Origin of the sequence: Ciceribacter sichuanensis, assembly GCF_024055605.1 — a bacterium.
GTDB lineage: Bacteria > Pseudomonadota > Alphaproteobacteria > Rhizobiales > Rhizobiaceae > Allorhizobium > Allorhizobium sichuanense.
In genome coordinates this window covers 1-26,926 of record NZ_JAMXLX010000011.1, presented here as the reverse complement: position 1 = coordinate 26,926, position 26,926 = coordinate 1, and the positions used below count along the sequence as shown (strand labels likewise).

The 26,926-nt window shown below is 60.6% G+C and carries 25 protein-coding genes and 1 pseudogene; 10 read left to right on the top strand and 16 right to left on the bottom strand.

Annotated features, from left to right (window positions below):
- Positions 1-40 precede the first annotated feature (40 nt).
- The 3 genes from glmS to NBH21_RS23290 are packed head-to-tail and all read left to right on the top strand — an operon-like array spanning position 41 to position 3,076.
- The gene (gene glmS / locus NBH21_RS23300) at positions 41-1,867 is read left to right on the top strand and encodes a glutamine--fructose-6-phosphate transaminase (isomerizing) (RefSeq protein ID WP_250916373.1); all 1,827 of its coding nucleotides are present in this window, start codon (positions 41-43) and stop codon (positions 1,865-1,867) included.
- Positions 1,864-2,367 carry a GNAT family N-acetyltransferase gene (locus NBH21_RS23295; protein ID WP_250916374.1) on the top strand — a complete coding sequence of 168 codons (504 nt, stop codon included), beginning with the start codon at positions 1,864-1,866 and terminating at the stop codon, positions 2,365-2,367. The genes glmS and NBH21_RS23295 overlap by 4 nt, the downstream gene beginning before the upstream one ends.
- 13 nt (positions 2,368-2,380) lie before the next feature.
- Positions 2,381-3,076, top strand: a complete 696-nt coding sequence (locus NBH21_RS23290) for a DUF502 domain-containing protein (RefSeq protein ID WP_250916375.1) — start codon at positions 2,381-2,383, stop codon at positions 3,074-3,076.
- Between the two features lie 3 nt (positions 3,077-3,079).
- On the opposite strand, the gene NBH21_RS23285 is transcribed toward NBH21_RS23290, so the two are convergent.
- Positions 3,080-3,634: a hypothetical protein gene (locus NBH21_RS23285; RefSeq protein WP_250916376.1), complete on the bottom strand. Its 555-nt coding sequence runs from the start codon at positions 3,632-3,634 to the stop codon at positions 3,080-3,082.
- 134 nt (positions 3,635-3,768) lie between these two features.
- On the bottom strand, positions 3,769-5,874 hold the full coding sequence (gene recG, locus NBH21_RS23280) for an ATP-dependent DNA helicase RecG (RefSeq protein ID WP_250916377.1): 2,106 nt from the start codon (positions 5,872-5,874) through the stop codon (positions 3,769-3,771).
- A 98-nt stretch (positions 5,875-5,972) separates the two neighbouring features.
- Between recG and NBH21_RS23275 the strand changes: the two genes are divergently transcribed.
- The gene (locus NBH21_RS23275) at positions 5,973-6,287 is read left to right on the top strand and encodes a succinate dehydrogenase assembly factor 2 (protein ID WP_250916378.1); all 315 of its coding nucleotides are present in this window, start codon (positions 5,973-5,975) and stop codon (positions 6,285-6,287) included.
- Positions 6,287-9,802, top strand: coding sequence for a transcription-repair coupling factor (gene mfd / locus NBH21_RS23270; protein WP_250916379.1), 3,516 nt, complete (start codon positions 6,287-6,289; stop codon positions 9,800-9,802). Before NBH21_RS23275 ends, mfd begins: the two co-directional genes overlap by 1 nt.
- A 56-nt stretch (positions 9,803-9,858) precedes the next feature.
- On the opposite strand, the gene NBH21_RS23265 is transcribed toward mfd, so the two are convergent.
- The 9 genes from NBH21_RS23265 to NBH21_RS23225 form a co-directional block, all read right to left on the bottom strand.
- Positions 9,859-11,064, bottom strand: coding sequence for an ABC transporter permease (locus NBH21_RS23265; protein ID WP_250916380.1), 1,206 nt, complete (start codon positions 11,062-11,064; stop codon positions 9,859-9,861).
- The gene (locus tag NBH21_RS23260) at positions 11,054-11,767 is read right to left on the bottom strand and encodes an ABC transporter ATP-binding protein (RefSeq protein ID WP_250916381.1); all 714 of its coding nucleotides are present in this window, start codon (positions 11,765-11,767) and stop codon (positions 11,054-11,056) included. The genes NBH21_RS23265 and NBH21_RS23260 overlap by 11 nt, the downstream gene beginning before the upstream one ends.
- 9 nt (positions 11,768-11,776) lie before the next feature.
- Complete coding sequence (locus NBH21_RS23255; RefSeq protein ID WP_250916382.1) at positions 11,777-13,069, bottom strand: efflux RND transporter periplasmic adaptor subunit; 1,293 nt, start codon at positions 13,067-13,069, stop codon at positions 11,777-11,779.
- A 273-nt stretch (positions 13,070-13,342) separates the two neighbouring features.
- Positions 13,343-13,696, bottom strand: coding sequence for a hypothetical protein (locus NBH21_RS23250; RefSeq protein WP_250916383.1), 354 nt, complete (start codon positions 13,694-13,696; stop codon positions 13,343-13,345).
- Positions 13,697-13,837: 141 nt separating this feature from the next.
- The gene (gene bmt, locus NBH21_RS23245; RefSeq protein ID WP_250916384.1) at positions 13,838-14,854 is read right to left on the bottom strand and encodes a betaine--homocysteine S-methyltransferase; all 1,017 of its coding nucleotides are present in this window, start codon (positions 14,852-14,854) and stop codon (positions 13,838-13,840) included.
- Positions 14,855-14,985: 131 nt separating this feature from the next.
- Entirely contained in the window at positions 14,986-16,038 is a 1,053-nt protein-coding gene (locus NBH21_RS23240) for a quaternary amine ABC transporter ATP-binding protein (protein WP_250916385.1), read from the bottom strand.
- The gene (locus NBH21_RS23235) at positions 16,031-16,945 is read right to left on the bottom strand and encodes an ABC transporter permease (protein WP_250916386.1); all 915 of its coding nucleotides are present in this window, start codon (positions 16,943-16,945) and stop codon (positions 16,031-16,033) included. Before NBH21_RS23235 ends, NBH21_RS23240 begins: the two co-directional genes overlap by 8 nt.
- A 241-nt stretch (positions 16,946-17,186) precedes the next feature.
- The gene (locus NBH21_RS23230; protein ID WP_250916387.1) at positions 17,187-18,185 is read right to left on the bottom strand and encodes an ABC transporter substrate-binding protein; all 999 of its coding nucleotides are present in this window, start codon (positions 18,183-18,185) and stop codon (positions 17,187-17,189) included.
- A gap of 677 nt (positions 18,186-18,862) precedes the next feature.
- Positions 18,863-19,003 carry a hypothetical protein gene (locus NBH21_RS23225; RefSeq protein ID WP_250916388.1) on the bottom strand — a complete coding sequence of 47 codons (141 nt, stop codon included), beginning with the start codon at positions 19,001-19,003 and terminating at the stop codon, positions 18,863-18,865.
- Between the two features lie 245 nt (positions 19,004-19,248).
- Between NBH21_RS23225 and NBH21_RS23220 the strand changes: the two genes are divergently transcribed.
- Positions 19,249-20,703 (top strand): cobyric acid synthase, encoded by a 1,455-nt coding sequence (locus NBH21_RS23220; protein ID WP_250916389.1) that lies wholly within the window; start codon positions 19,249-19,251, stop codon positions 20,701-20,703.
- 21 nt (positions 20,704-20,724) lie between these two features.
- On the opposite strand, the gene NBH21_RS26135 is transcribed toward NBH21_RS23220, so the two are convergent.
- Together NBH21_RS26135 and NBH21_RS26130 are read right to left on the bottom strand one after the other, a co-directional pair.
- Positions 20,725-20,850: a hypothetical protein gene (locus NBH21_RS26135; protein ID WP_280925025.1), complete on the bottom strand. Its 126-nt coding sequence runs from the start codon at positions 20,848-20,850 to the stop codon at positions 20,725-20,727.
- Positions 20,851-21,002: 152 nt separating this feature from the next.
- A complete protein-coding gene (locus NBH21_RS26130) occupies positions 21,003-21,128 on the bottom strand; it encodes a hypothetical protein (protein ID WP_257791095.1) in 126 nt (41 codons plus the stop codon).
- A 219-nt stretch (positions 21,129-21,347) separates the two neighbouring features.
- Here NBH21_RS26130 and NBH21_RS23215 point away from each other — a divergent pair, with 219 nt between their 5' ends.
- Positions 21,348-22,283 (top strand): purple acid phosphatase family protein, encoded by a 936-nt coding sequence (locus tag NBH21_RS23215; protein WP_250916390.1) that lies wholly within the window; start codon positions 21,348-21,350, stop codon positions 22,281-22,283.
- A 100-nt stretch (positions 22,284-22,383) separates the two neighbouring features.
- Here NBH21_RS23215 and NBH21_RS23210 read toward each other — a convergent pair whose 3' ends face one another.
- The gene (locus tag NBH21_RS23210) at positions 22,384-23,157 is read right to left on the bottom strand and encodes an SDR family oxidoreductase (RefSeq protein ID WP_250916391.1); all 774 of its coding nucleotides are present in this window, start codon (positions 23,155-23,157) and stop codon (positions 22,384-22,386) included.
- 134 nt (positions 23,158-23,291) lie between these two features.
- Here NBH21_RS23210 and NBH21_RS23205 point away from each other — a divergent pair, with 134 nt between their 5' ends.
- Positions 23,292-24,191 (top strand): LysR family transcriptional regulator, encoded by a 900-nt coding sequence (locus tag NBH21_RS23205; protein ID WP_250916392.1) that lies wholly within the window; start codon positions 23,292-23,294, stop codon positions 24,189-24,191.
- Positions 24,192-24,355: 164 nt separating this feature from the next.
- Here NBH21_RS23205 and NBH21_RS23200 read toward each other — a convergent pair whose 3' ends face one another.
- The gene (locus NBH21_RS23200) at positions 24,356-25,600 is read right to left on the bottom strand and encodes an MFS transporter (protein ID WP_252759589.1); all 1,245 of its coding nucleotides are present in this window, start codon (positions 25,598-25,600) and stop codon (positions 24,356-24,358) included.
- 69 nt (positions 25,601-25,669) lie between these two features.
- Between NBH21_RS23200 and NBH21_RS23195 the strand changes: the two genes are divergently transcribed.
- The gene (locus NBH21_RS23195) at positions 25,670-26,095 is read left to right on the top strand and encodes a helix-turn-helix domain-containing protein (RefSeq protein WP_250916394.1); all 426 of its coding nucleotides are present in this window, start codon (positions 25,670-25,672) and stop codon (positions 26,093-26,095) included.
- A gap of 314 nt (positions 26,096-26,409) precedes the next feature.
- Positions 26,410-26,778 carry a hypothetical protein gene (locus tag NBH21_RS23190; protein ID WP_250916395.1) on the top strand — a complete coding sequence of 123 codons (369 nt, stop codon included), beginning with the start codon at positions 26,410-26,412 and terminating at the stop codon, positions 26,776-26,778.
- Positions 26,779-26,817: 39 nt separating this feature from the next.
- Here the strand turns inward: NBH21_RS23190 and NBH21_RS23185 are convergent.
- A pseudogene (locus tag NBH21_RS23185) lies at positions 26,818-26,926 on the bottom strand (IS5-like element ISNeu3 family transposase); the annotation flags it as partial.

Here is a 26,926-nt window from a genome sequence, read left to right as displayed (position 1 = left end):
GATAGGACTGGCGCACGAGTTCACCCAGACGGAGAAATCTATGTGCGGTATTGTCGGTATTGTCGGTAACCAGCCGGTTGCAGAACGTCTGGTCGATGCGCTGAAGCGGCTCGAATATCGCGGCTACGATTCAGCCGGCGTCGCAACCATCGACAACGGCGTGATGGATCGCCGGCGGGCCGAGGGCAAGCTTTTCAACCTCGAAAAGAAGCTCGACGGCGAACCGCTCGACGGCACTATCGGCATCGCCCACACCCGCTGGGCGACCCATGGCGTGCCGAACGAGACCAATGCCCATCCGCATTTCGTCGATGGCGTCGCGGTCGTGCACAACGGCATTATCGAGAACTTCTCCGAGCTCAAGGACGAACTGATCGCCGACGGCGCGGTTTTCACCACCCAGACTGACACGGAAGTCGTTGCCCAGCTGATCGCCAAGTATCGCCGGCAGGGTCTCGACAACCGCGCGGCGATGCTTGCCATGCTGAACCATGTCACGGGCGCCTATGCGCTGGTGGTGATGTTCGCCGACGATCCCGATACGATCATGGCGGCTCGCTTCGGGCCTCCGCTTGCGATCGGCTTCGGAAAGGGCGAAATGTTCCTCGGCTCCGACGCCATCGCACTCGCTCCGTTCACCAACGAGATCGCCTATCTGGTCGATGGCGACTGCGCGATCCTGCACAAGGACAGCGCCGAGATCATCGACTTCGCCGGCAATCCGGTCGAGCGCCCGCACCAGATCTCGCAGGCAACCGCCTTCGTGGTCGACAAGGGCAACCATCGCCATTTCATGGAAAAGGAAATCTACGAACAGCCGGAAGTGATCTCCCACGCGCTTTCGAACTATGTCGACTTCCACGGCCACACCGTAAAGCCTGTTGATGCAGCCATCGACTTCAAGTCGTTGCGTGGGCTTGCCGTTTCGGCCTGCGGCACGGCCTATCTCTCGGGCCTCGTCGGCAAGTACTGGTTCGAGCGTTATGCCCGGCTGCCGGTCGAGATCGATGTCGCCTCCGAATTCCGTTACCGCGAAATGCCGCTCTACAAGGATCAGGCCGCGCTGTTCATCTCGCAGTCGGGGGAGACCGCGGATACGCTCGCTTCGCTGCGTTACTGCGATGAGCAAGGCCTGAAGATTGGCGCGATCGTCAACGTCAAGGAATCGACCATCGCCCGGGAATCCGATGCGATCTTCCCGATTCTCGCCGGCCCGGAAATCGGCGTCGCCTCGACCAAGGCCTTTACCTGCCAGCTCGCCGTGCTCGCCTCGCTTGCAATTGCTGCCGGCAAGGCGCGCGGCACCATTACGCCAGAGGAAGAGAAACAACTGGTCAAGAGCCTGTCGGAGATGCCGCGCATCATGAGCCAGGTGCTGAACAGCATCCAACCTCAGATGGAAAGCCTCGCCCGCGACCTGTCGAAGTTCAAGGACGTGCTTTATCTCGGCCGTGGCACGAGCTTCCCGCTTGCCATGGAAGGCGCGCTGAAGCTCAAGGAAATCTCTTACATCCATGCCGAAGGCTATGCAGCCGGCGAACTCAAGCATGGCCCGATCGCGCTGATCGACGAAAACATGCCGGTGATCGTGATTGCGCCTTACGACCGCTTCTTCGAGAAGACGGTTTCGAACATGCAGGAAGTGGCGGCCCGCGGCGGCCGGATCATCTTCATCACCGACGAGAAGGGGGCGGCGGCCTCCAAGCTTGAGACCATGGCGACCATCGTGCTGCCCAACGTCGCGGAGATCATCTCGCCTATGGTGTTCGCTCTGCCGATCCAGTTGCTCGCCTATCACACGGCGGTCTTCATGGGCACCGACGTCGACCAGCCGCGTAACCTCGCCAAGTCGGTCACCGTGGAATGATCATCCGGGACGAGGCAGCAGGTGACGAAACCGCAATCGGGGCCGTCACCGCTGCTGCCTTCGCCGACATGCCCTACAGCAACCAGACCGAGCCGCGGATCATCGAGCGACTGCGGCAGGCCGGTGCGATGACGATTTCCCTCGTCGCCGAAGACGGCGGCGACATCCTCGGCCATATTGCCTTCTCACCGGTGACGCTGGCCGGCGGAGAAACCGGCTGGTACGGGCTTGGTCCTGTATCGGTCAGGCCCGATCTGCAGAAACGGGGAATTGGCTCCACACTTGTCAACGAGGGCCTGAAACGCCTGAAGATGCGCGACGCCCAAGGCTGTGTTCTGGTCGGCTATCCCGACTATTACAAGCGCTTCGGCTTTGCGTCCTGTCCGACCCTGAAAGTGGAGGGCGTTTCACCGGAATATTTACTGGCGTTACCCTTGCGTGGTCCTGTACCCTCCGGCATTGTCGCCTTCCATCCCGGATTTTACGGCGACGCAACATAGACGCAAGCGAGCGATGAACGAGATTTCCGACCGTATATCCGTCGCAACGCGGCTCAGAAACAATTTCCTGACCGGCCTCATTATCTGCGCGCCGGTGACCATCACCATATGGTTGACATGGACCTTCATTCACTGGGCCGACAGCTGGGTGAAGCCGTATATCCCCGAGCGTTACAATCCGGAAAGTTACCTGAAATTTGCGGTGCCGGGGCTTGGCCTGCTGATCGCGCTGGTCGTCATCACGCTGATCGGGTTTCTCGGCAAAAACCTGATTGGCCGGTCCATCGTTGATTTCGGAGAGCAGATCTTCCACCGCACGCCTCTGGTGCGCACGATCTACAAGAGCGTCAAACAGATCTTCGAAAGCGTGCTGAAGGATCAGTCGTCGTCCTTCAAGAAGGTCGGGCTGATCGAGTTTCCGAGTCCCGGCATGTGGGCGCTCGTGTTCATCGCGACCGATGCCCAAGGGGAAATCGCCGCGAAGCTGAACGAGGACGGAGTGGAGATGATTGCCGTGTTTCTGCCGCCGACGCCAGTGCCGACCGCCGGTTTCCTGATGTTCGTGCCACGCGACAAGATCAAGATGCTCGATATGACGCCGGAAGAGGGTGCCAAGCTGCTGATTTCAGGCGGCCTCGTGATACCGGACTATAAGCCTGCCGCTCCCGACGGCGTACCCATGATGAACGCGCCGCTTCCGCCGAAGTAGCGTCTATCGCGGAAGCCTACCGAATGACGTTCGACGCTCCTGCCTGTCGAAACGCGAGGGTGGCACGACGCCTGCAGAATTCGGCAGATATCTCGCAGCTCTTACTTCCGTTGTTTTGCCGGAATCCGCGGGCGGGTCCACATAGCCGCCCGGTTTTCCCGCTTTGAACAGCAACGTCAGCAAGAACAGCATGCTGAGGATTTTCCCGATCACGGTGCCGGCTAGCGCATTGGGAAGGGCCAGTTCCGGGACCAGAAAAGACAACATGTAGTCAATCCAGGTCAACAACACCCATAGGGGGACGATTACCGCAGGATTCCAGCCAATGTCACGCACGCGCATGCCGGTGATGTTGCACTGAGCCCATATGAACAGCGGCACAAACACGACGCCAACGCCGATAGCGATAGGCCCTCTCGCACTTTCGGAACCGAACGTCGAAGCCAGACTTAATATGCCCCCAACAAGAACGAGCGATACGGCAGCAAGCCCCGAAGTACTCAGAAAATATGCAAGCCTTCCCATGCAGAGGCGAAATCCAAAAAATGCATGAAACATCACTGCGCCCTTTTTCATAACGTCAGTGAATGGGTTGTATTCCTACATTATTAAACCAATCGTATATGGCTCTTATTGCTTTTTCCCGATCTCACCGAATTGCCCGATGGCTGAGTTGCAACACTTTCAGGACATCATCCTGCTCGCAGGAACCTGATCGCTTCGTCACGCCGATGCAGGTAGAGCAGGGTCCTCACCGCCTCGCCACGCTCGGAGGTAAGGTCCGGATCGCGCTCCAGCAGATAACTCGCGTCCTTGCGGGCGATCTCGAGCAAATCGGCATGGGCCTCTAGGCTGGCGATCTTGAAGCCGGGTGTGCCGGATTGCCTTGTACCCAGCAACTCGCCTTCGCCGCGCAGCTTCAGGTCTTCCTCCGCTATGAGGAATCCGTCCTCGCTGTCGCGCAGCACGGACAAACGGGCGCGGCCGTTTTCCGAGAGCGGTCCCTTGTAGAGCAGGATGCAGGTCGATGCCTCATCGCCGCGGCCAACGCGACCGCGGAGCTGATGCAACTGCGCCAAACCGAAACGCTCGGCATGCTCGATCACCATGATCGTCGCATCGGGAACGTCGACGCCCACCTCGACCACCGTGGTCGCGACCAGCAGGCGGGTCTCGCCCGACTTGAAGGCAAGCATGGCCGCATCCTTTTCCGGGCCGCCCATGCGGCCATGGACGAGACCGATAGGCGCGCCGATGGCTTTCGAAAGCACCGCATGGCGCTCCTCGGCCGACATCAGGTCGGAAACATCGGATTCCTCGACCAACGGGCAGATCCAGTAGGCTTTTTTTCCATCGGCAATTGCGGCGCGCAGCCGGTCGACGATCTCGCCGGTGCGTTCGCTCGATACGGTCACCGTCTGGATCGGCTTGCGGCCGGCAGGTTTCTCCGTGAGCTTCGACACATCCATATCGCCGAAGGCGGCCAGCACCAGCGTGCGCGGGATCGGCGTTGCCGTCATCACCAGCATGTGGGGCGAGATGCCCTTGGCGGTCAGCCGCAGGCGCTGATGCACGCCGAAGCGATGCTGTTCATCAACCACCGCCAGCATGAGGTTCTTGTAGCTGACCGTATCCTGAAAGAGCGCATGGGTGCCGATGACGATCTGGGCTTCGCCCGAGGCGATGCGTTCGGTGATCGCGTCGCGCTCGCGGCCCTTGGTGCGGCCGGTCAGAACCTCGATGCGAAGGCCTGCGGCAGCGCCGAATTTCAAGATCGTCGCATAATGTTGGCGCGCGAGGATTTCCGTCGGGGCCATCAGCACCGCCTGTCCGCCGCTTTCGACCACGGCCGCCATGGCAAGCAGGGCCACCAGCGTCTTGCCTGCGCCGACATCACCCTGCAGTAGGCGCAGCATTCTGGTATCCGAGCCCATGTCCTTGAGGATATCGCCAATCGCCTCCGTCTGGCTGCGGGTCGGGGAAAAGGGCAGGGAGGCCAATATTTTCGACGACAGTTCGCCGCTCGGACGGACGGGCGTGCCGGGCACCTTGCGCAGGCGCTGGCGGACGAGCGCCAGCGATACCTGACCTGCGAGGAACTCATCATAGGCAAGCCTGCGGCGGGCAGGAGCCTGCGGATCGACATCGGCCGCATCGCGCGGATGATGCAACTGCCGGAAGCTTTCCCTTGGCGTCGGGAAGGACTGCTTGACGGTCAAAGCGGGATCCACCCATTCCGGCAGGTCGGGGACGCGGTCCAGCGCATGCTCCACCGCCTTGCGCAGCACCTTGGGCGACAGGCCAGCCGTCAGCGGATAGACCGGCTCGACGAGCGGAAGGTTCTCCGCTTCGCTCGCCTTCATCATGACGTCGGGGTGGACCATCGAGGGGCGGCCGTTGAACCAGTCGATCTTGCCGGAGACGATGACCTCCTCATCGATCGGCAGCGCCTTTTCCAGCCAGTTACCCTTGGCGCGGAAGAAGGTCAGCGCCAGTTCGCCGGTCGCATCGTGCAGGAACACGCGATAAGGCATGTTCGACTTTCCGGGAGGCGGCGGCTGGTGTCGGTCGACACGGCCGGTGACAGTGACGATGGCGCCCTGCGGGGCAAGCGCGATACCCGGCTGGTTGCGACGGTCGATCAGCCGATGGGGCGCAAGAAACAGGAGATCGACGACGCGCGCGTCCTCGGCATCCTCCCTGCCGAGCAGGCTCGCCAGCAACTGCGCAAGCTTGGGCCCAACGCCGGAAAGCGAGGCTACGGAGGAGAACAGGGGATCGAGAAGCGCTGGCCGCATGATGGGCGCCAAAATGGCCCGAGAATTACCGCCTTGGCAAGGCTGACATTTCCCGATCGAGCGGCTATAGAGGCGCATCAACAGGAAGGTGTTTCGACATGACAGGATTGATCCTCAGCAGTGCCGATCTCGATCCGCGCCGCCGGCGCATTCTGTTTCGCTGCTGGCATCGCGGCATTCGCGAGATGGATCTGATGCTCGGACAGTTCGCGGAAGCGGAAATCGGCACGATGGACGAGGCAACGCTCGACGAACTGGAACGCATCATGGCCGAGGAAGATCAGGACCTGATCAAGTGGATCACCGAGGCCGCGCCGGTTCCCGATCACCTGAAGACCCCGCTCTTCGAACGAATCATGGCCTGTCGCCCGGATTTCTCGCCAGTCACCATGGATACCGCCGGACGCCCGTAATGATCTCGCTTCTCGATGCCAAGACGATCGCCGCGGCCAAATCCGGACTGACGATCTCGCATGTGCCGGATGGCATGGTCGCATTCCTGATCGCCGAAATTGCGCGGCAGGGACAGCCGGTCGCCTACGTGCTGTCGGACGGCCAGCGCATGGCCGACATCGAGCAGATGCTGGGCTTTGCCGCGCCGGACATTCCGGTTCTGACGCTGCCCGCCTGGGACTGCCTTCCCTATGACCGCGTATCGCCCTCGGCCGATGTCTCGGCCCGGCGTCTCGCGGCTCTTTCCGGGCTGATCGCACATGCGAAAAAACCGCATCCGGCCATCGTTCTGGTCACCGTCAACGCCATGCTGCAGAAGCTTGCGCCGGCGGACGTGATCGAGCATCTCGCCTTTTCGGCCCGGCCCGGCAATCAGGTGCGCATGGACGATATCGCCGCAAGGCTCGAGCGCAATGGCTTCGACCGGGTGCCGACCGTGCGCGAGGTCGGGGAATTCGCCGTCCGCGGTGGTATTCTCGACGTTTTCGTACCGGGCTCGGAGGAGCCGGTCCGCCTCGATTTCTTCGGAGATACGCTCGAAAGCATCCGCTTCTTCGATCCGGCCAGTCAACGCACCACGGGGCAGGCGCGTTCCCTCGATCTCAACCCGATGAGCGAAGTGACGCTGACGCCGGAAAGCATCAGCCGTTTCCGCAAGAACTACCTTTCGCTGTTCGGCGCGGCCACCCGCGACGATGCGCTTTATTCGGCCGTATCCGAGGGGCGCCGCTACGCCGGCATGGAACACTGGCTGCCGTTGTTCCACGATCATCTGGAAACGGTATTCGACTATCTCCGCGGCTTCCGCATCGTCACGGACCATACCGTGAAGGAAGCGGCGGAAGAGCGCGCCAAGCTGATCCGTGACTATTACGAGGCGCGGGCGAATTCCGGCACGCCCGGCAAGGGGCATCTGGGGCAGGGCACACCCTACAAGCCCGTGCCGCCTGACAGGCTCTATCTCGGCGCCGGCGAATTCGCCCGTACGCTGGATGCACATGAACCGTTGCGGCTCACGCCCTTTGCCGAACACGATGGCGAAGCCCGCAGGGTGATCGAGATACCTGCTCGTTCTGGTCCACGCTGGGCGAAGAATGCGGTCGAGGCCGGAGAGGGCGACGGGCAGACGCGGACCAACGTCTTCGATCAGGCGGTGAAATACATCGCCGACAAGAGAGCATCAGGCTCCAAAGTGCTGATCACGGGCTGGTCGGAAGGCTCGCTCGACCGCCTGCTGCAGGTGCTTGGCGAACACGGGCTTGCCAATCTCAGGCAGATCTCCGCCCTCAAGGACATCGACGGCCTGAAGAAGGGCGAGGCGGCAACGGCCGTTCTCAGCCTGGAAGGTGGTTTCGAGGCCGGCGATCTTGTCGTCGTCGGCGAGCAGGACATTCTCGGCGACCGGATGGTGCGCCGTTCCAAGCGGCGCAAGCGGGCCGCCGACTTCATTTCGGAAGTGGCGGGCCTCGACGAAGGCTCGATCGTCGTTCATGCCGAACACGGGATCGGCCGCTTCATCGGCCTTCGCACCATCGAGGCTGTCGGCGCTCCGCATGCCTGCCTCGAGCTGCAATATGCCGACGATGCCAAGCTGTTCCTGCCGGTCGAGAACATCGACCTTCTGTCGCGATACGGCTCGGAAGCGAGCGACGCGCAGCTCGACAAGCTCGGTGGCGGCGCATGGCAGATGCGCAAGGCCAAGCTCAAGAAGCGGCTGCTCGACATGGCGGGCGCCCTGATCCGGGTTGCCGCCGAACGCATGACCCGAACCGCCCCGGTGCTGACGACGCAGGAAGGCCTTTACGACGAATTTGCCGCCCGTTTCCCCTATGACGAGACGGAAGACCAGCTGAACGCCATCGAAGCGGTGCGCGGCGATCTCGGCGCCGGCCGGCCGATGGACCGGCTGGTCTGCGGCGACGTCGGCTTCGGCAAGACTGAGGTGGCGTTGCGCGCAGCCTTCATCGCCGCGATGAACGGCATTCAGGTCGCTGTCGTGGTTCCGACGACGCTTCTTGCCCGCCAGCATTTCAAGACCTTCTCAGAGCGCTTCCGCGGCCTGCCGATCCGGGTGCAGCAGGCATCCCGTCTGGTCGGCACGAAAGAGCTGAACCTCGTCAAGAAGGAGGTTGCGGAAGGCAAGACCGATGTCGTGGTCGGCACCCATGCGCTGCTCGGCGCGGGCATCCAGTTCGCCAATCTCGGACTTCTCATCATCGACGAGGAGCAGCATTTCGGCGTCAAGCACAAGGAGCGGCTGAAGGAGCTGAAGAGCGACGTGCATGTGCTGACGCTTTCGGCGACACCGATCCCGCGAACGCTGCAGCTTGCCATGACCGGCGTGCGCGAGCTTTCGCTGATCACCACGCCGCCGGTCGACCGCATGGCGGTCAGGACCTTCATCTCGCCCTTCGATCCGCTCGTCATCCGCGAGACGCTGATGCGCGAGCATTATCGCGGCGGCCAGAGCTTCTACGTTTGCCCGCGGCTTGCCGATCTTGCCGATATCCAGGCGTTCCTGCAGTCCGACGTGCCGGAACTGAAGGTCGCCATTGCGCACGGCCAGATGCCGGCGAGTGAACTCGAAGACATCATGAACGCCTTCTATGACGGCAAGTACGACGTGCTGCTGTCGACTACCATCGTCGAATCCGGTCTCGACGTGCCGACCGCCAATACACTGATCGTACACCGCGCCGACATGTTCGGGCTGGCGCAGCTCTATCAGCTGCGCGGTCGCGTCGGACGCTCAAAGGTACGTGCCTTCGCGTTGCTCACGCTACCGGTCAACAAGGTGCTGACGACGACGGCCGAAAGACGCCTCAAGGTGCTTCAGTCGCTCGACACGCTCGGTGCCGGTTTCCAGCTTGCAAGCCATGACCTCGACATTCGCGGTGCGGGCAATCTGCTCGGCGAGGAACAGTCCGGCCATATCAAGGAAGTCGGCTTCGAGCTTTACCAGCAGATGCTGGAGGAGGCTGTCGCAGAAGTGAAGGGCGTGGACGAGGTGGCGGATACCGGCTGGTCGCCGCAGATCTCCGTCGGCACCTCGGTCATGATACCGGACGACTATGTACCGGACCTGCATCTGCGCCTCGGCCTTTATCGTCGTCTCGGCGAACTCAACGAACTCGGCGATATCGACGCCTTCGGCGCGGAAATGATCGACCGTTTCGGACCACTGCCTGCCGAAGTCCAGAGCCTGCTCAAGGTCGTCTACATCAAGGCGCTCTGCCGCAAGGCCAATGTCGAGAAGCTGGAAGCCGGTCCGAAAGGCGTGGTCGTGCAGTTCCGCAACAAGGAATTCCCGAACCCCGCCGCACTGGTCGGATTCATTGCCAAGCAGGGCACCATGGCGAAGATTCGCCCGGACCAGAGCGTATTCCTCACCCGCGACCTGCCGACACCGGACAAGCGGCTTGCGGGTGCGGCCATGGTCATGACCCAGTTCGCGCAGCTCGCGACCACCAACTGACACGAATTGGCGGGCAGGGGACCGTGGAACTCCACGGCTCCTCGAATGCAAGCTGCCTATTCGTGCCGGAGCGCTTCGATGGGATTCATCTGTGCCGCCCGCCTTGCCGGGAAATAGCCGAAGACCATTCCAATCGCCGCCGAGAAGGCGAAGGCGAGCAGAATGATCGAGGGGCTTGCGACGAAGGGAACGCTCATATAGCTCACGGCGGCATAGGCAAGGCCGAGACCGAGCAGGATTCCAATGATCCCGCCGGCGAGCGAGAGCGTCACCGCCTCGACGAGAAACTGCATCAGCACCTGCTTTTCAAGTGCGCCGATCGCCAGACGAATGCCGATTTCACGGGTTCGCTCGGTCACCGAGACCAGCATGATGTTCATGATGCCGATGCCGCCAACGAGAAGGCTGACGGCAGCGACCGCGCCGAGCAGGCCGGTCATCAGCGTCGTCGTGCCGGTGAGTGTTGCCGCCATCTGGGTCATGTCGTTGACGGTGAAATCGTCCTGACGGCCGGCAATGATCTTGCGCCGCTCACGCAAGAGACGCTCGACATCGGCCTGAACCTTCGACGTGGAGACACCGTCGCGGGCCGACAGGATCATGCTCGACACATCGCTCGATCCGCTGATGCGGCGCTGGAAGACCTTTAGCGGCATGACGACGATGTCATCCTGGTCATTGCCCATGCCGCTTTGGCCCTTCCTTGCGAGAACGCCGATCACCTGGCAAGAGATGGCGCCAACGCGGATATTCTTCTCCAGAGCCGGTGTGGAGCCGAACAATTCCCGGCGGATTGTTTCGCCGATGACGCAGACAGCCTGCCCACCGCGCTCTTCCGACACGAGGAAGGTGCGACCGCTTGCGAGATCCCAGTCCTGTGCGATGAAATAATCGCCGGTCGTGCCGGTGATCGTGGTCGAGTGGTTTTCACCGCCGTAGATCGCGGTCTGGGTTGACTGGTTGATGCCGGTGGCCGCCCGAAGGCCACCGATCTGATCCTTGATCGCCTGAATGTCTCGCTCGTTGAATTTCCTGGCATCCGTGCTGGCCCGCCCCGGACCGAACTGGCCGGGGCGGACGAACAGGAGGTTCGTGCCAAGCTTCGAGATTTCTGCCGTGACCTGGGCCGTCGTGCCGTTGCCGATGGTCACCATGGCAATCACCGCGGCAACGCCGATGACGACGCCGAGAACCGTCAGGAATGAGCGCAGCATGTTGCGGAATATCGCCCTCGAGGCGAGTTTCACTGTTTCAAGGAACATCGGCATGAACTCCGTTCAAGCTGTCGCTGTGGAGATGTCCGTCGACGAAACGCAGGTTACGCCCGGCATAGGCAGCGATATCGTCCTCATGGGTGACCATGATGACCGTGATGCCCTGATCGCGGTTGAGGCCGGTGATCAGCTCCATGATCTCGCGGCTGGTCTTCGTGTCGAGATTGCCGGTCGGTTCGTCGGCCAGCAGGACGGCGGGGCTGGTGACGATTGCCCTTGCGATCGCGACGCGCTGCTGCTGGCCGCCGGAGAGTTCCTGAGTGGTATGATGCTCGCGCCCCGAAAGCCCGACCTTAGCCAGCGCGCTTTCGGCAAGGCGTCGGCGCTGACGTGCCTCCATGCCACGATAGACCAGTGGCAGTTCGACATTTTCAACCGCCGAGGTCCGGGCAAGCAGATTGAAGCCCTGGAACACGAAACCCAGCATGTGGCGGCGCAGGAGCGTGTGCTGGCTGCGGTCCAGCCCTGACGTCGAGATGCCCTGGAACAGATATTCGCCTGATGTCGGCACATCCAGCCAGCCGAGAATGTTCATGGCCGTCGACTTGCCCGACCCCGAAGGGCCCATGATCGCCACGAATTCATTCTTCTCGATGATCAGGTCGATCCGGTCCAGCGCCCGGATCGTCGCCTCTCCGCGCCCGTAGGTCTTCGAAATCTGCTTGAACTGGATGAGGGGAGGGGTTGCCATCGGCCGCCCTCAACCGCTCTTCGCCGTGGCGTCGATGATCAGCTTGTCGCCCTCGGAAATATCGCCCTTGGTGACGACAGTATTCTGGCCGTCGCTGGCGCCGATCTCGATATTGACCGCGGTCGGCACGTTGTTGCGCATGACCCAGACCGTGCGCTCGCCGCCGGCCGGTTCCGGTGCGGTGATCGATCCCATGCGCGGCGGACGAAACAGACTGAACATGCTGCTGCTCTGGCGTCTTGCCCCAAGGCTTTCCGGCGGCGTGTAACGCAGGGCGGCATTCGGCACCAGAAGCGAATCCCTGATCGCCTGCACCACGATGTCGGCCGTGGCAGTCATGCCCTGACGCAACAGCAGGTCGTCGTTGCGCACCGTCAGGATGCCCATGTAGGTGACGACGTCGTTGATCGTTTCGGAGGCATAGCGGATCTGGGTGATTTCCGCAGGAAACCTTTTGTCGGGGAAAGCATCGACGGTGAAGGTCGCCTGCTGGCCGACGGCCACCTGACCGACATCGGCCTCATCGATATCGACCTGCAATTCCATCTTGCGGAGATCGCCGGCGATCTTGAAAAGCGTCGGCGCCTGCAGGGAGGCGGCCACCGTGGCGCCCGGATCGACATCGCGCGAAAGCACGATACCGTCGATCGGCGACATGATCGTTGCCTTGGCCAGGGTCACCTTCGACTGTTCGAGTGAAGCCTCGGCCGCTTGTACATTGGCCTCGGCGCTTGCCTTCGTCGCAACCGCCGCCTCGTAGTTGTAGCGCGCAGAATCGAGATCCTGTTGGGTGGAGACACGATTACCGACGAGGGTCTTCTGGCGCTCCATCGAAACCCGTGCCGAATTCATGTCGGCTTCCGCCTTGGCAACGGCAGCATTGGACGCGAGCAGGGCGGCTTCGGCGCTTTTCACATCCGCCTCGAAACGGGCGGTATCGAGACGGGCGATCACCTCGCCCTTCCTGACCGTGCTGTTATAGTCGACCAGCACCTCGCGCACAGTGCCGGACTGTTCGCTCGACACATCCACCTGAACGGTCGGCTCGACCGAACCCGTCGCGGTCACGAGAACGGTCAGGTCTCCCTTTGTGGCCGGCGAGGTAGCGTAAGTGTAGGCTGTCGCCTCGCTGCTGTAGACGTAATAGCCATAGCCAGCACCGACGAGGACGACGATCGCAGCGGCCCTCCAGAGCCAGCGACTGCCTTTCTTCCGCGCGCCACCGGAAGCAAGAATGGCTGCGAGATCGCCACTGTCGCCAGAGGATTGATTAGCCTTGGTGCTGTTATCGTCGCTGCTCATTTCCGATCCGTCTTCGTTGTCTCGCGTGCTGGTATCAAATGAAACCGCGTCGCCGGTATTGACCCGTGTCAATTCCTCGCAGAAATCGTCGTCGGTCAACTACAGATCAGCATGCCATCACTGCTTCGCGCGTCTTACGCTGTGTCCCACAGTCGCCTGCGAGATTGAAGTGAATTCTTGGTAATGCGCGAAAGGAGCGCCAGTTTCCATCTACGGATACTTGCGCGGGACAGCGCCGTCTTTCAAAACAATGCTGCGACGGCCCGGGAGCGCTTAGACGGCGGCCTTGGGATAAGCCCGCTCTAGGCCGCCCGAGCGCGTCAGGCCGGTGCGGAAAGCAGCGTAAGCCGGGTGCTGGCTCGACCGCGCCGCTTCCATCAGCCGGATCTGCAGCCGCGCCGGCGCATGCAGGCCGGTCCATTCGCCCGAGCGCTCGAGCTTCAGACTGTTCAGAAAACGGGCTTCGGTCGCCCGTTCGAGATAGAGTTGCATGCCCTCAAGCAGGCATTCGTCCTGTTGCGGGTTCTCGAAAAGCAATGCAAGGAAGCTCTGGTCGGCCTCGTTCAAGGTCGAAAACTTGTCGGCAACGGTCTCGCGATCCGGGAAGGACGTGTGCTGGGCGGACATGGACCTGTCTCCCTCTCTTGCTGGCAGGTTGAAGGCGATATTGACAGCTGAAGACCATCCCAACATTGCCCGAGCCTTGCCGCTCGCCCCTGCTGTGACGCATTAACGCCGGACGAACCGGCGTCAATGCTGGTCGATAGCTTACCCGCGGCGGCGATTGCGCCGGCTGCCTTCCTGTTCGCCCGACTGGGAAGCCGTCTTGTTGCGCAACGGTCCGATGCGCTCGACAATGGTCTCGATGGTCGGGCGGGGACCCGGCGTGTAGCTGTCGAGTGCCGCCCGCATGGCCGCAAGGTGGTTGCAGGACGTGCCGCAGCAGCCACCGATGATCTTTGCACCGGCGTCGCGGGCCAGCGTCGCATAGTCGGCCATCAGCGGCGGCGTACCGGAATAGAAGATCTCCGAACCGCGGAATTCCGGGATGCCGCAATTGCCCTTGACGATGACCGTTGCCGACGGATCTGCCGCCGTCATGTCGAGCAGGCTTGCCAGAATATCGGACGCACCGACGCCGCAATTGGCGCCCACGGCCAACGGGCCACCGCCGATATCCTTCGCCACGCCGTGTATGTTCTTGGGATCGAGGCCCATCATCGTGCGACCCGCCGTATCGAAGGAACCGGTGTAGATATATGGGAGACCAACCTTGACCGCCGCTTCGGCAGCCGCGCGGATTTCCTCGGGCGACGACATGGTTTCGATCCAGGCGACATCGACACCGCCGGCCTTGAGACCCTCCATCTGCTCGACGAAGGCAGCAACCGCGTCTTCGTAAGTCAGCGCACCGAGCGGCTGTAACAACTCGCCCGTCGGTCCCACGGAGCCACCAACGATAACCTTGCGCGGTGCCTTGTCGGCGACGGAACGGGCGATTTCAGCGGCCTTCTTGTTGAGCGCGAAGACCCGATCCTCGGCCTTGTGCAGTTTCAGGCGATGACGCGTGCCGCCGAAGGAGTTGGTGAGGATGATGTCCGCGCCCGCGTCGACAAAATCCTGATGCAGCTTGACGATCTTCTCCGGCTGGCTTTCGTTCCACAGCTCCGGCGCTTCGCCTGCTTCAAGCCCCATGGCGAAGAGGTTGGTGCCGGTTGCGCCGTCAGCGAGCAGGACGCCCTTTTCGGCAAGGAGTGCGGAAAGCGGATTGGTGGCGGTCGCCATGGTCTTGTCCTCTGATCGTAGCTTCATTTCCATATAAAGAAATCTTTATATCACTTCAATGGCCTCACCGAAAAAGCCCCGCCCGCGCGGAGCGGACGGGGCCTGCGATTTGCCAATTACCGCGCCGACGACTACTCGGCGGCGATAGGCTGATCGAGATGGCTGCTCGGTGTCACCATCGATGCGATGATCGCCTGCAGGTCGATCGATCCGATCGGCTGGCCGGACGTATCGACGACATGGGCGACGGACTGGCCGGCAGCCGTCATCGTTTGCGCGGCAGACTCCAGCACAGCATTTGCCTCCAGAGCGGGACCTTGGGGAGGACCAGCCAGCGGCGACATGATGGTCGCCACCCGGATGACGCGGCCGCGGTTCACCTCCTTCACGAAGGCGGTGATGTAGTCATCGGCCGGCGACAGCACGATCTCCTGTCCGCTGCCCTGCTGGACGACCTCGCCATCGCGAAGGATGGCAATCTTGTCTCCGAGCCTGAGCGCTTCATCGAGATCGTGGGTGATGAAGACAACCGTCTTTTTCAGTTCCTGCTGCAGGTCGAGCAGAACCGTCTGCATGTCGACGCGGATCAGCGGGTCTAGAGCCGAATACGCCTCATCCATCAAGAGAATGTCTGCATCGTTGGTCAGCGCCCGGGCGAGACCGACACGCTGCTGCATGCCGCCGGAAAGCTGGTTGGGATAATGCCGTTCGAAGCCGGACAGGCCGACGCGATCGATCCAGTGCCGGGCGGTCTTTTCACTGACGGAACGATCGATGCCCTGGATATCGAGACCGTAAAGCGTGTTTTCCAGAACGGTGCGGTGCGGCAAAAGGGCAAACTTCTGGAACACCATGGCCGTCTTGTGGCGGCGGAACTCCCGCAGTTCCTGCTGGTTCATCCGGCAGATATCGACGCCGTCATAGAGCACTTCGCCGGCCGTGGGGTCGATCAGCCGGTTGATGTGGCGGATGAGGGTAGACTTGCCCGAACCCGAGAGGCCCATAACGACGGTAATGCCGCCAGCCGGCATCGAGATGTTGATGTCCTTGAGGCCAAGGACATGTCCATGCGTGCCGTTCAGCTCAGTCTTGCTCATGCCGCGATAGACGGCCTCGATATAGTCCCGGCCGCGGGGACCGAAAATCTTGTAAAGGCCGCGGATTTCAATGCCCTGACTAGCCATGGACGACCTCCGTGTGCTTCTGGAGCCTCTTGCCATAGGCCTGGCTCGTCCGGTCGAAGATGATGGCGATTGCGACCAGCGAGAAACCGTTCAGGAAGCCTATGGTGAAGAACTGGTTGGCAATCGCCTGCAAAACGTTCTTGCCGAGACCGCCCACACCGATCATCGAAGCCACCACGACCATGGCGAGCGACATCATGATCGTCTGGTTGATGCCCGCCATGATGGTCGGGAGCGCCAGCGGGATCTGCACGTTCCTGAGCTTCTGTCCGGGGGAGGAGCCGAAGGCATCGGCGGCTTCCAGCACTTCCTTGTCGACCAGCCGGATACCGAGATTGGTCAGGCGGATCATTGGCGGAACCGCGTAGATAATCACCGCGATGAGGCCCGGCACCTTGCCGATGCCGAAGATCATGACGACCGGGATGAGGTAAACGAAGGTCGGCATGGTCTGCATGACGTCGAGCACCGGATTGACGACACCCTGGATCCGGTCGGAGCGAGCCATCAGGATGCCGACCGGAATACCGATCACGATCGATATCAACGTACAGACGGTGACCATCGACAGCGTCACCATGGTGTCCTGCCAGAGGCCAACGAGACCGATAGCCATCATCGACAGGGCGGCGCCGATGGTGATCTTGATGTTCCGGCTGGCGAGCCAGACGATCGCAACCATCAGGGCAAGGATGATGAACCACGGCGTGTTGACGAAAAAGGACTCCAGCGAGTTCAGGAACCACTGAAGCGGCTGTTTCACCACGTCGATGAAATTGGTGTAGTTGCGCACGAAAGCCTTGAAGCCGATATCAACCGTCTTCTTGAATTCGCGCATGAGATTTTCGTCTATCGACGGAAATCTACAGAGCAGTTCCGGGAGGTAACTGCAAATAGCTGAAGCCATCTTGTTCCCCTTTTTTACCCCATCCAAGCGACGGGTGGTTCCACGTATCGGGAACCTTACCGCCTTTTCGCGACCGCCGCGAAAAACGGGAAAGACCACAGACAATTGCTTAGAGGATTCCCAAACGGGAATTCGTGCTGTCTGCGACCTTGCAGGCGCCTGAATGGCGGTAAGCGGCATATGCGCCTGCGAAGCAAGACTGGACGGGCGCACCTCGCGCCCGTCACAAATATCTTAGAGATCAGAGGCTGGCCTTGACCTTCGCAGCGACCTCGGGGCTTACCCAGGTCGTCCACATGTCACCGTAGTTTTCGAGGAAGTGCTTTGCGGCATCCTCGTTGGTACCCTGGTTTTCGTCCATCCAGGCGAGCACCTTGCCGACGGTCTGGTTGTCCCACTTACGGGTCTTCAGATAGTCGACGGCGACGGTGTTGGTTTCGGCGAACTTCTTGGTCACGACCGTGAAGACGTCGGACGTGGGATAGGCGTTGACCTTCGGATCGGCGCAATCAGGAACGGCGGTGCACCTGTCCCACTCGGCCTTGTCGTTCTCTACGCCGAAGGACAGTTTCACCATCTCATACTTGCCGAGGATGGCGGTCGGAGCCCAGTAATAACCAAGCCAGCCGGTCTTCTTTTCGAAGGCGTTGGCAATCGAACCGTCGAGACCTGCAGCGGATCCCGTATCGATCAGCTCAAAGCCCTTTTCCTTGGCACCAAGCGCCTTGTAGAGGTTGGCAGTCGAGATCTGGCAGTTCCAGCCCGACGGGCAGTTCGTGATAGCGGCCTTGGACGGATCTTCCGGTGCCGGGAAGAGCTCCGGATGGCCCAGCGCGTCCTGCACGGTCTTGATGTCCGGATGCGCGTCGGCGAGGAACTTCGGAATCCACCAGCCTTCGACGCCACCGTCGCTGAGCAGCGGAGCAAGCTGGAGCAGGCGACCTTCCTTGATTGCTGCATCAAGCGGCGTGCGCACGGCGTTGACCCAGAGTTCCGGAGCGATATCCGGTTCGCCCTTCTCGTTCATCGAGGTGAAGGTCGGCATGGTGTCGCCGGTGACGACGGTCACGTTGCAGCCATAGCCGTTTTCAAGGATCATCTTGTCGACATAGGCGGCAACGCCCGCCGATGCCCAGTTCATTTCCGCGATGGAAACATCGCCGCACTCGGCAGCCTGAGCGGATCCAGCCGCAGCATAAAGGCCGGCGGCGAGGATGGTGGAGGCAAGGAGCTTCTTCATGATTTAAGACCTCCCAGTCTTAATCTCTTGCAGCTTTCTGGACGGGCATGTCGGGCTACTGCGGATCCCGATCAGGCCAATAGCGAGAGGGCCGGTCGCACAGCCGGGTCAAGAACGGCAGGGCTTCCGCATAGCGGCCTCGGCGATTGTCGTTGGGGCGCAACCTTATGGGTGCAGCCCGTTCAAGCCGTAGGGCAACTGAAGGCAGCCTACGAGTTCCCGAAAAGAAATCAACCTCCCGCAAGGCGCTCGCGGACATGACATGCCCGCCGCAACCCATTGTAACGCCTCATTTTGCTCCAAATTGCCGTCACAAAGCGCGGCCCAGCGCCCAATGGATAGGCGGCAGCTCGTCGGAGAACAGAGGGGCTCGGAAATGCGCTGCGAAAAGAGACCTTATCTGTCCCACTAACGGCATTTTCGCCGTGCTTGAGCATTCAACGCGCGGCTGCAAAAAAAGAGAAAAAAACTGAAAGAGATCGTGAAAAATAACGCTTGGGTAACCTGCGGTCGCTATTTCTCATTGTACGCGGTGCGTTTTTACCGCCCGCGCCCCGGATCTGGTTTTGCGTACCGGGGCGCCAAAGTTCTTGAAAAAGCGGCGCCAACTCTCAGATTGCGCCGCTTTTTTCATCCGCACCGCCTGACGGGCGATCCGCATTATCATCAGTTTCCGATTACTTGGACCGACCATTGCGGCGGGTCGCCATCGTGATCCGCGGAAAAAGTTCTTCCCAATGGAGGAGCGAGGGCTTCTTCGGAGCGCGGCCGTTCCAGGCAATGTTCAGACCATTGTTGTTCTGCACGATATAAAGCATTGGATGTCCTCCGGACTCATGGCCTTTCGGCCTTGTGTTGTCTTTTCGCTCTGGCTCATAATCCTCTTTGATCGCGCCGTTGTGGCTGGGGCCGCCATTCCGTGTCGCAAAATGACAAGTGAACGATCATCCCCGGCGGCAAGCTGTCGCAGCGCAGTCACAGCATTAACATTCGGCGCGAATGCCCGGCTAAAACATGGCAGAACAATGACTTTGCGATTTGCGAGAGACGAAAGAGAGACGCGATGAGCAAGGCCGTCATGCTGCAGGGAACCGGCTCCGATGTCGGAAAGACGATACTGGTGGCAGGACTTTGCCGGCTTGCCGCGAACCGCGGCCTGAAGGTGCGGCCGTTCAAGCCGCAGAACATGTCCAACAACGCCGCCGTTTCCGATGACGGTGGGGAGATCGGGCGAGCGCAATGGCTGCAGGCCATGGCCGCCCGGGTTCCGTCCTCCGTCCACATGAACCCGGTTCTGTTGAAGCCCCAGTCCGAAACCGGCAGCCAGATCATCGTGCAGGGCAGGGTGTTCGGGCAGGCGAAGGGCAGGGATTACCAGCGGCTCAAGCCGCAACTCCTCGACGCCGTGATGGAAAGCTACGAACATGTGCGGCGCGGCGCAGACCTCGTAATCGTCGAGGGCGCGGGGTCGCCTGCGGAAATCAACCTGAGGGCGGGCGACATCGCCAATATGGGTTTTGCCCGACGCGCGGATATTCCGGTCGTGCTGGTGGGCGATATCGACCGCGGCGGCGTGATCGCCTCCCTGGTCGGCACGCATACGATCCTTCCGGAGGAGGACCGGCAGCAGATTGCCGGATACATCATCAACAAGTTCAGGGGCGACATCTCGCTGTTTTCCGATGGGATAGAGGCGATCGGCCGCTTCACCGGCTGGCCATGCTTCGGCGTCATTCCATGGCTGAAGGCCGCGGGACGGCTGCCAGCGGAGGATTCGGTCGTTCTCGAACGACTGGCGGAAGGCAAGGCAGGGGCGTTGAAGATCGCGGTGCCGGTGCTGTCGCGCATCGCCAATTTCGACGATTTCGATCCGCTGGCCTCAGAACCCCAGGTGGAACTGGTCTTCGTCAGGCCGGGAGAGCGCCTGCCTGCCGATGCGGGTCTCGTCATCCTGCCCGGTTCGAAGGCGACGATCGGCGACCTTGAGGATTTTCGTGCACAAGGCTGGGAGAACGATCTTGCCGCACATGTGCGACGCGGCGGACGGGTGATCGGCATTTGTGGCGGCTACCAGATGCTCGGCCGCGTCGTTTCCGATCCGCTGGGTCTGGAAGGCGAGAGCCGGTCTGTGCCGGGGCTTGGCCTGCTCGACATCGAGACGGAAATGGCGCCGGAAAAAACCGTGCGAAACAGCTTCGCCCGGTCGATCGAATATGACGCGCCGCTTTCTGGCTACGAGATCCATCTCGGCATCACCCGTGGGCCGGATTGCTCGCGCCCTTCGGTCGCCATCGACGGACGACCTGACGGTGCGATTTCCACAGACGGTCAGATCAGCGGAACCTATCTGCACGGATTGTTTTCGAGCGACATCTATCGCGCCCGCTTGCTTGCGAGTTTCGGCATCGACGGCGGGGGACAGAACTATCGGGAAGGGGTCGAAATGGCTCTCGACGCCGTTGCGACCGAACTGGAAGAAAGGCTCTCGCCGGAATGGCTGAAGACATTCATGGGCTGACAGCACGCAAACGCAATGCGTTCAGGAGCGCGAAGAGACCCCAAGGGGCGAGGCCATCAATTCACCGTTTCCAAGCGAATTGTCGGAATATTTGAAGATCAGGATACTGAGCACCGAAGCGATCAGCACGATGAAGATGGCTCTCATTTCTTTGCATTGCCCCTGCGGTTCGAGCAACACCGTGATTATGACCGAACCGGTTCCAACGCACCTAAATCACTCGCTAAAATGCGATACAATCGCTCATTATCTTGAAGATTGCCGTGATCCAGCCGGCATGTTGTGCTCGGGCAAAAGATCTATCGAGGCCCGGCCGTTTGAATGGGCGAGGCGAGGAGTTCGGACTGTCCAATCTGATTGTTGGAATATTTGATCACCAGGATGCTCAGCACCGAAGCGATAATGACGATGACGATGGCACGCATTTGACCTGACCCTCGGCTATCGGCAAAAACTCGTTCAGGCTGTGGCATCCCTGCCCACGACCCACCGCGAGCGACCGGCGACTGTTCCTTATAGCATTTGGTGTCTCGCCCGCATATGTGCCAGAGGACGGACAGGCCGCAAACAAGAATTCGACATTATTTTAGCGAAACAGCTAGTATAAGTATCGCGGAAAATACGCCTTTCGGAGACAATCGCCCATGCAATTCAGCCGCCGTTCCCTGCTGGCCGGAGCCGGAGGCCTTTTCGTTACGAACGGAGCCCGATTGCCGATTGCTCACGCGCAATCCGCTGGCGGACTGTCTTTCCTCGTGGTCGGTGACTGGGGCGAACCCGACAACCATGCGGGTGCGCTGAAGGTTGCGGGCGCCATGGCCAAGGTAGCGGAGCAGGCGAAGATCTCCTTCGTCATTTCGGCCGGCGACAATTTCTACGAGACAGGCGTCAAGGACGTATCCGACACTCTTTGGCAAAACGCGTTCGAGAACATTTATTCGGCGCCTTCATTGCAGTGCCCATGGTATGTGGTGCTCGGCAATCACGACCATACCGGCAGCGTTCAGGCACAGATCGACTACAGCGCCAAGAGCAGGCGCTGGACCATGCCGGCCGTTTACTACAGCATCAGCAAGCCGGTAACGCCGTCGGCGTCGGTGGATTTCTTCTTCCTCGATACGGAACCGCTCAGGGAGGAATCCTGGTGGAATCGGATGACGGGTCTGGAACGGGACCCGGCAAGACAGCTTGCCTGGCTGGAGGCCTCCCTCGCCAGAAGTACGGCGAAATGGAAGATCCTTGTCGGGCATCACCCGATCTTCTCAGGCGGAGAGCATGGCGACACGGCCATCATGGTCGAGCGGGTCAAGCCGCTGATGGAAAAATACGGCGCTCAGATCTACATGAGCGGCCACGATCACGATCTCGAAGCCATCAGGCAGGGGCCGGTTACCTATCTGGTTTCGGGCGCAGGTTCCCGAACGAGACCCATCGGCAAACACGCCGGCGATACGTTCTCGGCCTCGCAACTTGGCTTCATGCTGGTGGAACTCGGTGATGACAAAGCCACGGCAACCTTCCTCGACGAGGACGCCAACCTCCTTCACAAGGAAGAGATTGCTGCTGTGGGAAAGGCCTAGGGAACCCGGACTTCGCCCGTCCTCTTGCTGACGGCGCGGGATCATGATCGACGAGTTCCGAGACCGGCGCCCCGACCGCCGGGACAGGGCGCCGATGTCGTCATTTCGTGGTGTAACCACCGTTGACGAGAATGGTCTGGCCGGTCATCCACCATCCCTCAGTGACAAGGAAGCGAATGTAGGGAGCGATGTCCTCGATATCGGTCAGACCGGTCTTCGAGAACTTCGACAGCGCTGCGGCGCTCTTGTGGTAGGCCTGCGCATCTGCGCTTTCCTGGCCGTAGAAGAACGAGGTGTCCATCGGGCCGGGGCCGATTGCCGTCACCGAGATGCCCCGGTCGCCGAACTCCTTGGCCGCTGCGCGGGTGAAATGCTCGACCGGCGCCTTGGTGCCGGCATAACTCGAGTAGAAGGGCGTGAAGGCCCCGAGCAGCGATGTCACCAGCGTGACAATGGCGCCGTTGTCATTGAGGTGGCGTCCGGCTTCCTTGAGGAAGAAGAAGGCCGTCTTGGCATTCACCGCACTCATCTCGTCATACTCCGCCTCGGAGATGTCGAGGATCGGCTTCTTCAGCACCTTGCCGACGGTATTGATCGCAATGTCCGGCTTGCCGAAGGCGGCGACCGCATCGGCGAACAGCTTTTCCATTGCGCCCGCCGTGGTGAGGTCGGCCTGAAAGGCAGCAGCTTCGGCGCCGGCCGCCTTCACCGCCGCGACCGTTGCCTCGGCATCGGCCTTCGTTGCGGGGCTGTTGTAATGAATAGCGACGGCTTTCGCGCCGTTTGCGGCAAAATCTCGGGCGATCAAGCCGCCGAGGTTCTTTGCGCCGCCACCGATGATGACGGTCTTGCCCTTGATACTATGGGTTGCCATGGAATGCTTCCTTTGCCTCTTCGCGGTCCGACTGATCGCTTTCGTCAAGGGAAGATATCGTCTAGAAATTCCCGATAAAGCGCGGACGTCTGACATCACTTGTCAGAGAATCCGACCAATTGGAGCGTGGAATCGTGGACCGTATCGACCTGTTTCGCATCTTCATGCGCGTCGTCGACTGCGCGAGTTTCACCCGTGCCGCGGATACACTCGGCATCCCGCGTTCCTCCGTCTCGGCAGCCGTCCAGGAACTGGAGGGCCGCGTCGGGGCAAGCCTGCTCCATCGCACCACCCGCAAGGTCTCGCCGACGCAGGACGGGCTCGTCTTCTATGACAGGTGCCAACGGGTCGTGTCCGATGTCGAGGATACGGAAAACCTGTTCAAGCAGACGGCCGCGCAACCGTCGGGCAGGCTCCGGATCGACGTGCCGGGCAGGATAGGGCGGCTGATCATCGCGCCAGCACTGCCGGATTTTCTCGATCGATATCCGCAGATCCATGTGGATCTCGGCGTCACCGACCGTGCCGTGGACTTGGTCGAGGATGGCATCGATTGCGTGTTGCGGGTCGGGCCGCTCGACGATTCAGGCCTGATCGCAAGACCGATCGGCAAGCTGCCGCTGCTCAACGTCGCGAGCCCCGGCTATCTGGCACGGCACGGTATCCCGAGCACTCCCGACGACCTCGCCGGCCACTCCGCCGTCAACTACGCGTCGCCGTCCACCGGTAGGGTCGAGGACTGGGAATGGCTCGAGCATGGCGGGCTACGGACGATGCCCTTGCATGGTCGCGTTACCGTCAACAGTGCGGAAGCCTATATCGCATGCTGCCTCGCCGGCCTCGGCCTCATACAGATCCCGGCCTATGATGTCCGGGAACATCTTGACGCCGGCGAACTGGTGGAAGTCATGCCGCATCACCGGGCGGAACCCATGCCTATGACGCTGCTTTACCCGCATCGCCGGCATCTTTCCCGCAGATTGCAGGTCTTCGCCGACTGGCTCGAGATCCTCCTGAAAAGGGAGCTTCTGTAAAACGCCATATCGAAGAAAAGCGGAGATCACGAAGGCGTTCAAAAGGCCGTAGACGATCGGAACGATGACGAATGCGGGACTTAGCCGCAGGCCATGACGTCATGAACGTCATCCAGTCCATATGGCAATCGGCGGTCCAGGCGCCGATTACCCAGGCAAGGCGATCAAATCGAAGTTGGAGCGGAATTGCGGTGTCCGAAGGCCACGGCAATAGCAATAGCAACCAGCATCATCCCGCCGGCGGACAGGAAGGTCAGCCGCATCCCGGCGCCGATGGCTGAAGCGGAGGCGGTGGTGAACTCCCCGGTCCCGACAGCAAGAGCGAAAATGCCCCCCATCAACGATGCACCCGCGATCAGGCCGATGTTGCGCGACAGGTTGAGGATGCCGGAAACCGTGCCGCGCCGGTCCTTGGATACATCCGCCAGTGCGGCCGTATTGTTGGCGGACTGAAACAGCTGATAGCCCGGAGTGAGGACAACGATAGACAATATATAGCCAACGATGCCCGTCAGGTTTGGCAAGAACGCCAGGAGAAAAGCTCCGGCAACCAACAGAATAAGCCCGATGACAAGCACGCGGCCGCTCCCCAAGGCGTCGACGATCCGGCCGGACGGAACGCCGCTTAGAATGGAAACGACCGGACCGACTGCCATGATGAACCCGACATGGCTTGCCTCCAGTCCTAGCCCGAGGCTGAGGTAGAATGGGCCGACCACAAGCGTCGTCATCATGACCGCGGCGACTAATATGTTAATGACAAGGTTGGGCAGGAGGCTCCGGTTCATCACCGACCACATACTTGCAGACGGCGTCTTTCCTTTTTCCCCGTCACCCGGCAGCATCTTGACGGCGAGGATCAACGCCAAAAGGGCCAGCGGTATCTGCACCCAGAAGATTCCGCGCCACCCGGTGACGGGGATCAATAGGCCGCCGAGTGCAGGACCAAGTGCTGTTCCCAATGCAGACACAGTGCCGAGCAGGCCCATGGCCCGCCCCATGCGCGCATCCTTTGCCATCTGACGCGTCAGAGCCATGGCGAGCGTCATGAGAAAAGCGGCACCGACGCCCTGTATGAGACGTGCGCCTATCAACAGCCACAGGTTCGGCGAGAGCGCGCAGAGCAGAGATCCTACAGTGAAAAGGATCAAACCTGAAACAAGCATGGATTTCAGTCCGTAACGGTCGCCAAGCCGGCCGGCGATAACAACGGAAACCGTCAGGGCCGCGAGATAGGCGACGACCACCGCCTGCACCTGAGCAAAAGGCGCGGAGAACGCTATCGCCAGCATGGGCAAGGCGATATTGGCAATGCTGGTGCCGAGCGCCGCCAGCAGCATGGCGAGTGTCAGCGTGATCGTGATACCTGCGTGCGAATTCGTTGATAAGCGTGGTTTCGTCTGTTCCATCATAATGCCCTCTTGCTTAGAATTCAGGTCGAGAGCAGGCTGCCACTTCAAGCCAACTTGAGGTCAAGCATGAAATTTCTGGATATCGGAGAGGTTGCTGCACGAAGCGGAATGAAGCCTTCCGCGCTGCGCTATTACGAGGAGGAAGGTTTGATTTCCTCGGTTTCCCGGCATGGACTGCGACGGCAGTTTCCGCCCGAGGTGCTGTTGCAACTCAAGCTCATAGCAATGGGAAAATCGGCGGGCTTCTCGCTTGATGAAATTGCCGGCATGTTCGGCCGAAACGGCATGCCAGAACTGTCACGCGACGTGTTTCGCGAGAAGGCCGACGAGATCGACCGACAGATTCACGAACTGACCGCGCTGCGTGAAACACTCCGCCACGTCGCCAACTGCCGCGCGCCCTCACATATGGAATGCCCAAGCTTCCGGCGATTGCTGGATGAGGCAGGTCAATCCGTTGGGAAGCGCACTAACGCGGCAAAGCTAAAATGATTTAAAGCTGGAGGCTGGCAGGCTTTACCCAGCCACGAACGTCACGGATCAGCCCGCCGACATCGCTGATCTCGAAGTGCTTCCGAAAAGCTGGAGGCAAGAGGTAAGCGACGACAGCCGTTCGCAAATATGAACTATTGAACCCGAATGGCGGAGAGGGTGTCCGTCATACAAGGATTTCAGGACGGCTCAGATCATCATATTTCATCAATGTTTATCAGTCGCTTAGTAGTTTTTTCCGTATCGATATGTCTCAGCGTGTCCCCTAGAATGATGGCCATTCGTTAGGGTACCTGAAGTCGTGGTATGCCGCCATGGTTCTCGATCCCCGCTTCGCAGGCGTGGAAGGGATGACCGATCTGTCAGAAGAAGTAGCGAGCACGGATCTGGATGTAATCCTTGGATCAGAAAATGCCGCCAAAAGGTCGCCTGAAACCTTTGTATCAAATCCCCAGGGCTCACTTGATTTCGGAGAGATCACGCCTGAAATCGCTGCAGCTATCCATCGGCAGCCCGGGAAGATCAGGCTTCGAAACGGAACCGACGCGTGGGGCCTCATCCACATAAAGAACCGGCACGAGAAGCAAATTAAGCAGCTGGGATATTCAGGCGTTGAGGATTTCGTCAACACCATCGCCCACGATTTCAACGCTATCCATCGCCGGGGATGGCGGTTCTCTTGATGTTGTTTTGGACGATGGGGGCCTAGGACGAATCGACATTCATCGGAGCCAAAGCATAGCGGCAACGAGATGGATGACGCCTTTGAAATGAATGGTTCTGCGGTCGTATCGGGTTGAAAGCCGACGGAAGTGCTTCATTCGGTTAAAG

Coding starts and splice junctions, on each gene's coding strand:
- glmS (WP_250916373.1), top strand. CDS start 41: ATGTGCGGTATTGTCGGTATTGTCGGTAACCAGCCGGTTGCAGAACGT.
- NBH21_RS23290 (WP_250916375.1), top strand. CDS start 2,381: ATGAACGAGATTTCCGACCGTATATCCGTCGCAACGCGGCTCAGAAAC.
- NBH21_RS23220 (WP_250916389.1), top strand. CDS start 19,249: ATGAGCAAGGCCGTCATGCTGCAGGGAACCGGCTCCGATGTCGGAAAG.
- NBH21_RS23215 (WP_250916390.1), top strand. CDS start 21,348: ATGCAATTCAGCCGCCGTTCCCTGCTGGCCGGAGCCGGAGGCCTTTTC.
- NBH21_RS26135 (WP_280925025.1), bottom strand. CDS start 20,850: ATGAGAGCCATCTTCATCGTGCTGATCGCTTCGGTGCTCAGTATCCTG.
- NBH21_RS23200 (WP_252759589.1), bottom strand. CDS start 25,600: ATGGAACAGACGAAACCACGCTTATCAACGAATTCGCACGCAGGTATC.
- NBH21_RS23250 (WP_250916383.1), bottom strand. CDS start 13,696: ATGTCCGCCCAGCACACGTCCTTCCCGGATCGCGAGACCGTTGCCGAC.
- mfd (WP_250916379.1), top strand. CDS start 6,287: ATGATCTCGCTTCTCGATGCCAAGACGATCGCCGCGGCCAAATCCGGA.
- NBH21_RS23240 (WP_250916385.1), bottom strand. CDS start 16,038: ATGGCTAGTCAGGGCATTGAAATCCGCGGCCTTTACAAGATTTTCGGT.
- NBH21_RS23190 (WP_250916395.1), top strand. CDS start 26,410: ATGGTTCTCGATCCCCGCTTCGCAGGCGTGGAAGGGATGACCGATCTG.
- NBH21_RS23265 (WP_250916380.1), bottom strand. CDS start 11,064: ATGTTCCTTGAAACAGTGAAACTCGCCTCGAGGGCGATATTCCGCAAC.
- NBH21_RS23275 (WP_250916378.1), top strand. CDS start 5,973: ATGACAGGATTGATCCTCAGCAGTGCCGATCTCGATCCGCGCCGCCGG.
- NBH21_RS23260 (WP_250916381.1), bottom strand. CDS start 11,767: ATGGCAACCCCTCCCCTCATCCAGTTCAAGCAGATTTCGAAGACCTAC.
- NBH21_RS23225 (WP_250916388.1), bottom strand. CDS start 19,003: ATGCTTTATATCGTGCAGAACAACAATGGTCTGAACATTGCCTGGAAC.
- NBH21_RS23295 (WP_250916374.1), top strand. CDS start 1,864: ATGATCATCCGGGACGAGGCAGCAGGTGACGAAACCGCAATCGGGGCC.
- NBH21_RS23210 (WP_250916391.1), bottom strand. CDS start 23,157: ATGGCAACCCATAGTATCAAGGGCAAGACCGTCATCATCGGTGGCGGC.
- NBH21_RS23285 (WP_250916376.1), bottom strand. CDS start 3,634: ATGTTTCATGCATTTTTTGGATTTCGCCTCTGCATGGGAAGGCTTGCA.
- recG (WP_250916377.1), bottom strand. CDS start 5,874: ATGCGGCCAGCGCTTCTCGATCCCCTGTTCTCCTCCGTAGCCTCGCTT.
- NBH21_RS23230 (WP_250916387.1), bottom strand. CDS start 18,185: ATGAAGAAGCTCCTTGCCTCCACCATCCTCGCCGCCGGCCTTTATGCT.
- bmt (WP_250916384.1), bottom strand. CDS start 14,854: ATGGCGACCGCCACCAATCCGCTTTCCGCACTCCTTGCCGAAAAGGGC.
- NBH21_RS26130 (WP_257791095.1), bottom strand. CDS start 21,128: ATGCGTGCCATCGTCATCGTCATTATCGCTTCGGTGCTGAGCATCCTG.
- NBH21_RS23195 (WP_250916394.1), top strand. CDS start 25,670: ATGAAATTTCTGGATATCGGAGAGGTTGCTGCACGAAGCGGAATGAAG.
- NBH21_RS23235 (WP_250916386.1), bottom strand. CDS start 16,945: ATGGCTTCAGCTATTTGCAGTTACCTCCCGGAACTGCTCTGTAGATTT.
- NBH21_RS23255 (WP_250916382.1), bottom strand. CDS start 13,069: ATGAGCAGCGACGATAACAGCACCAAGGCTAATCAATCCTCTGGCGAC.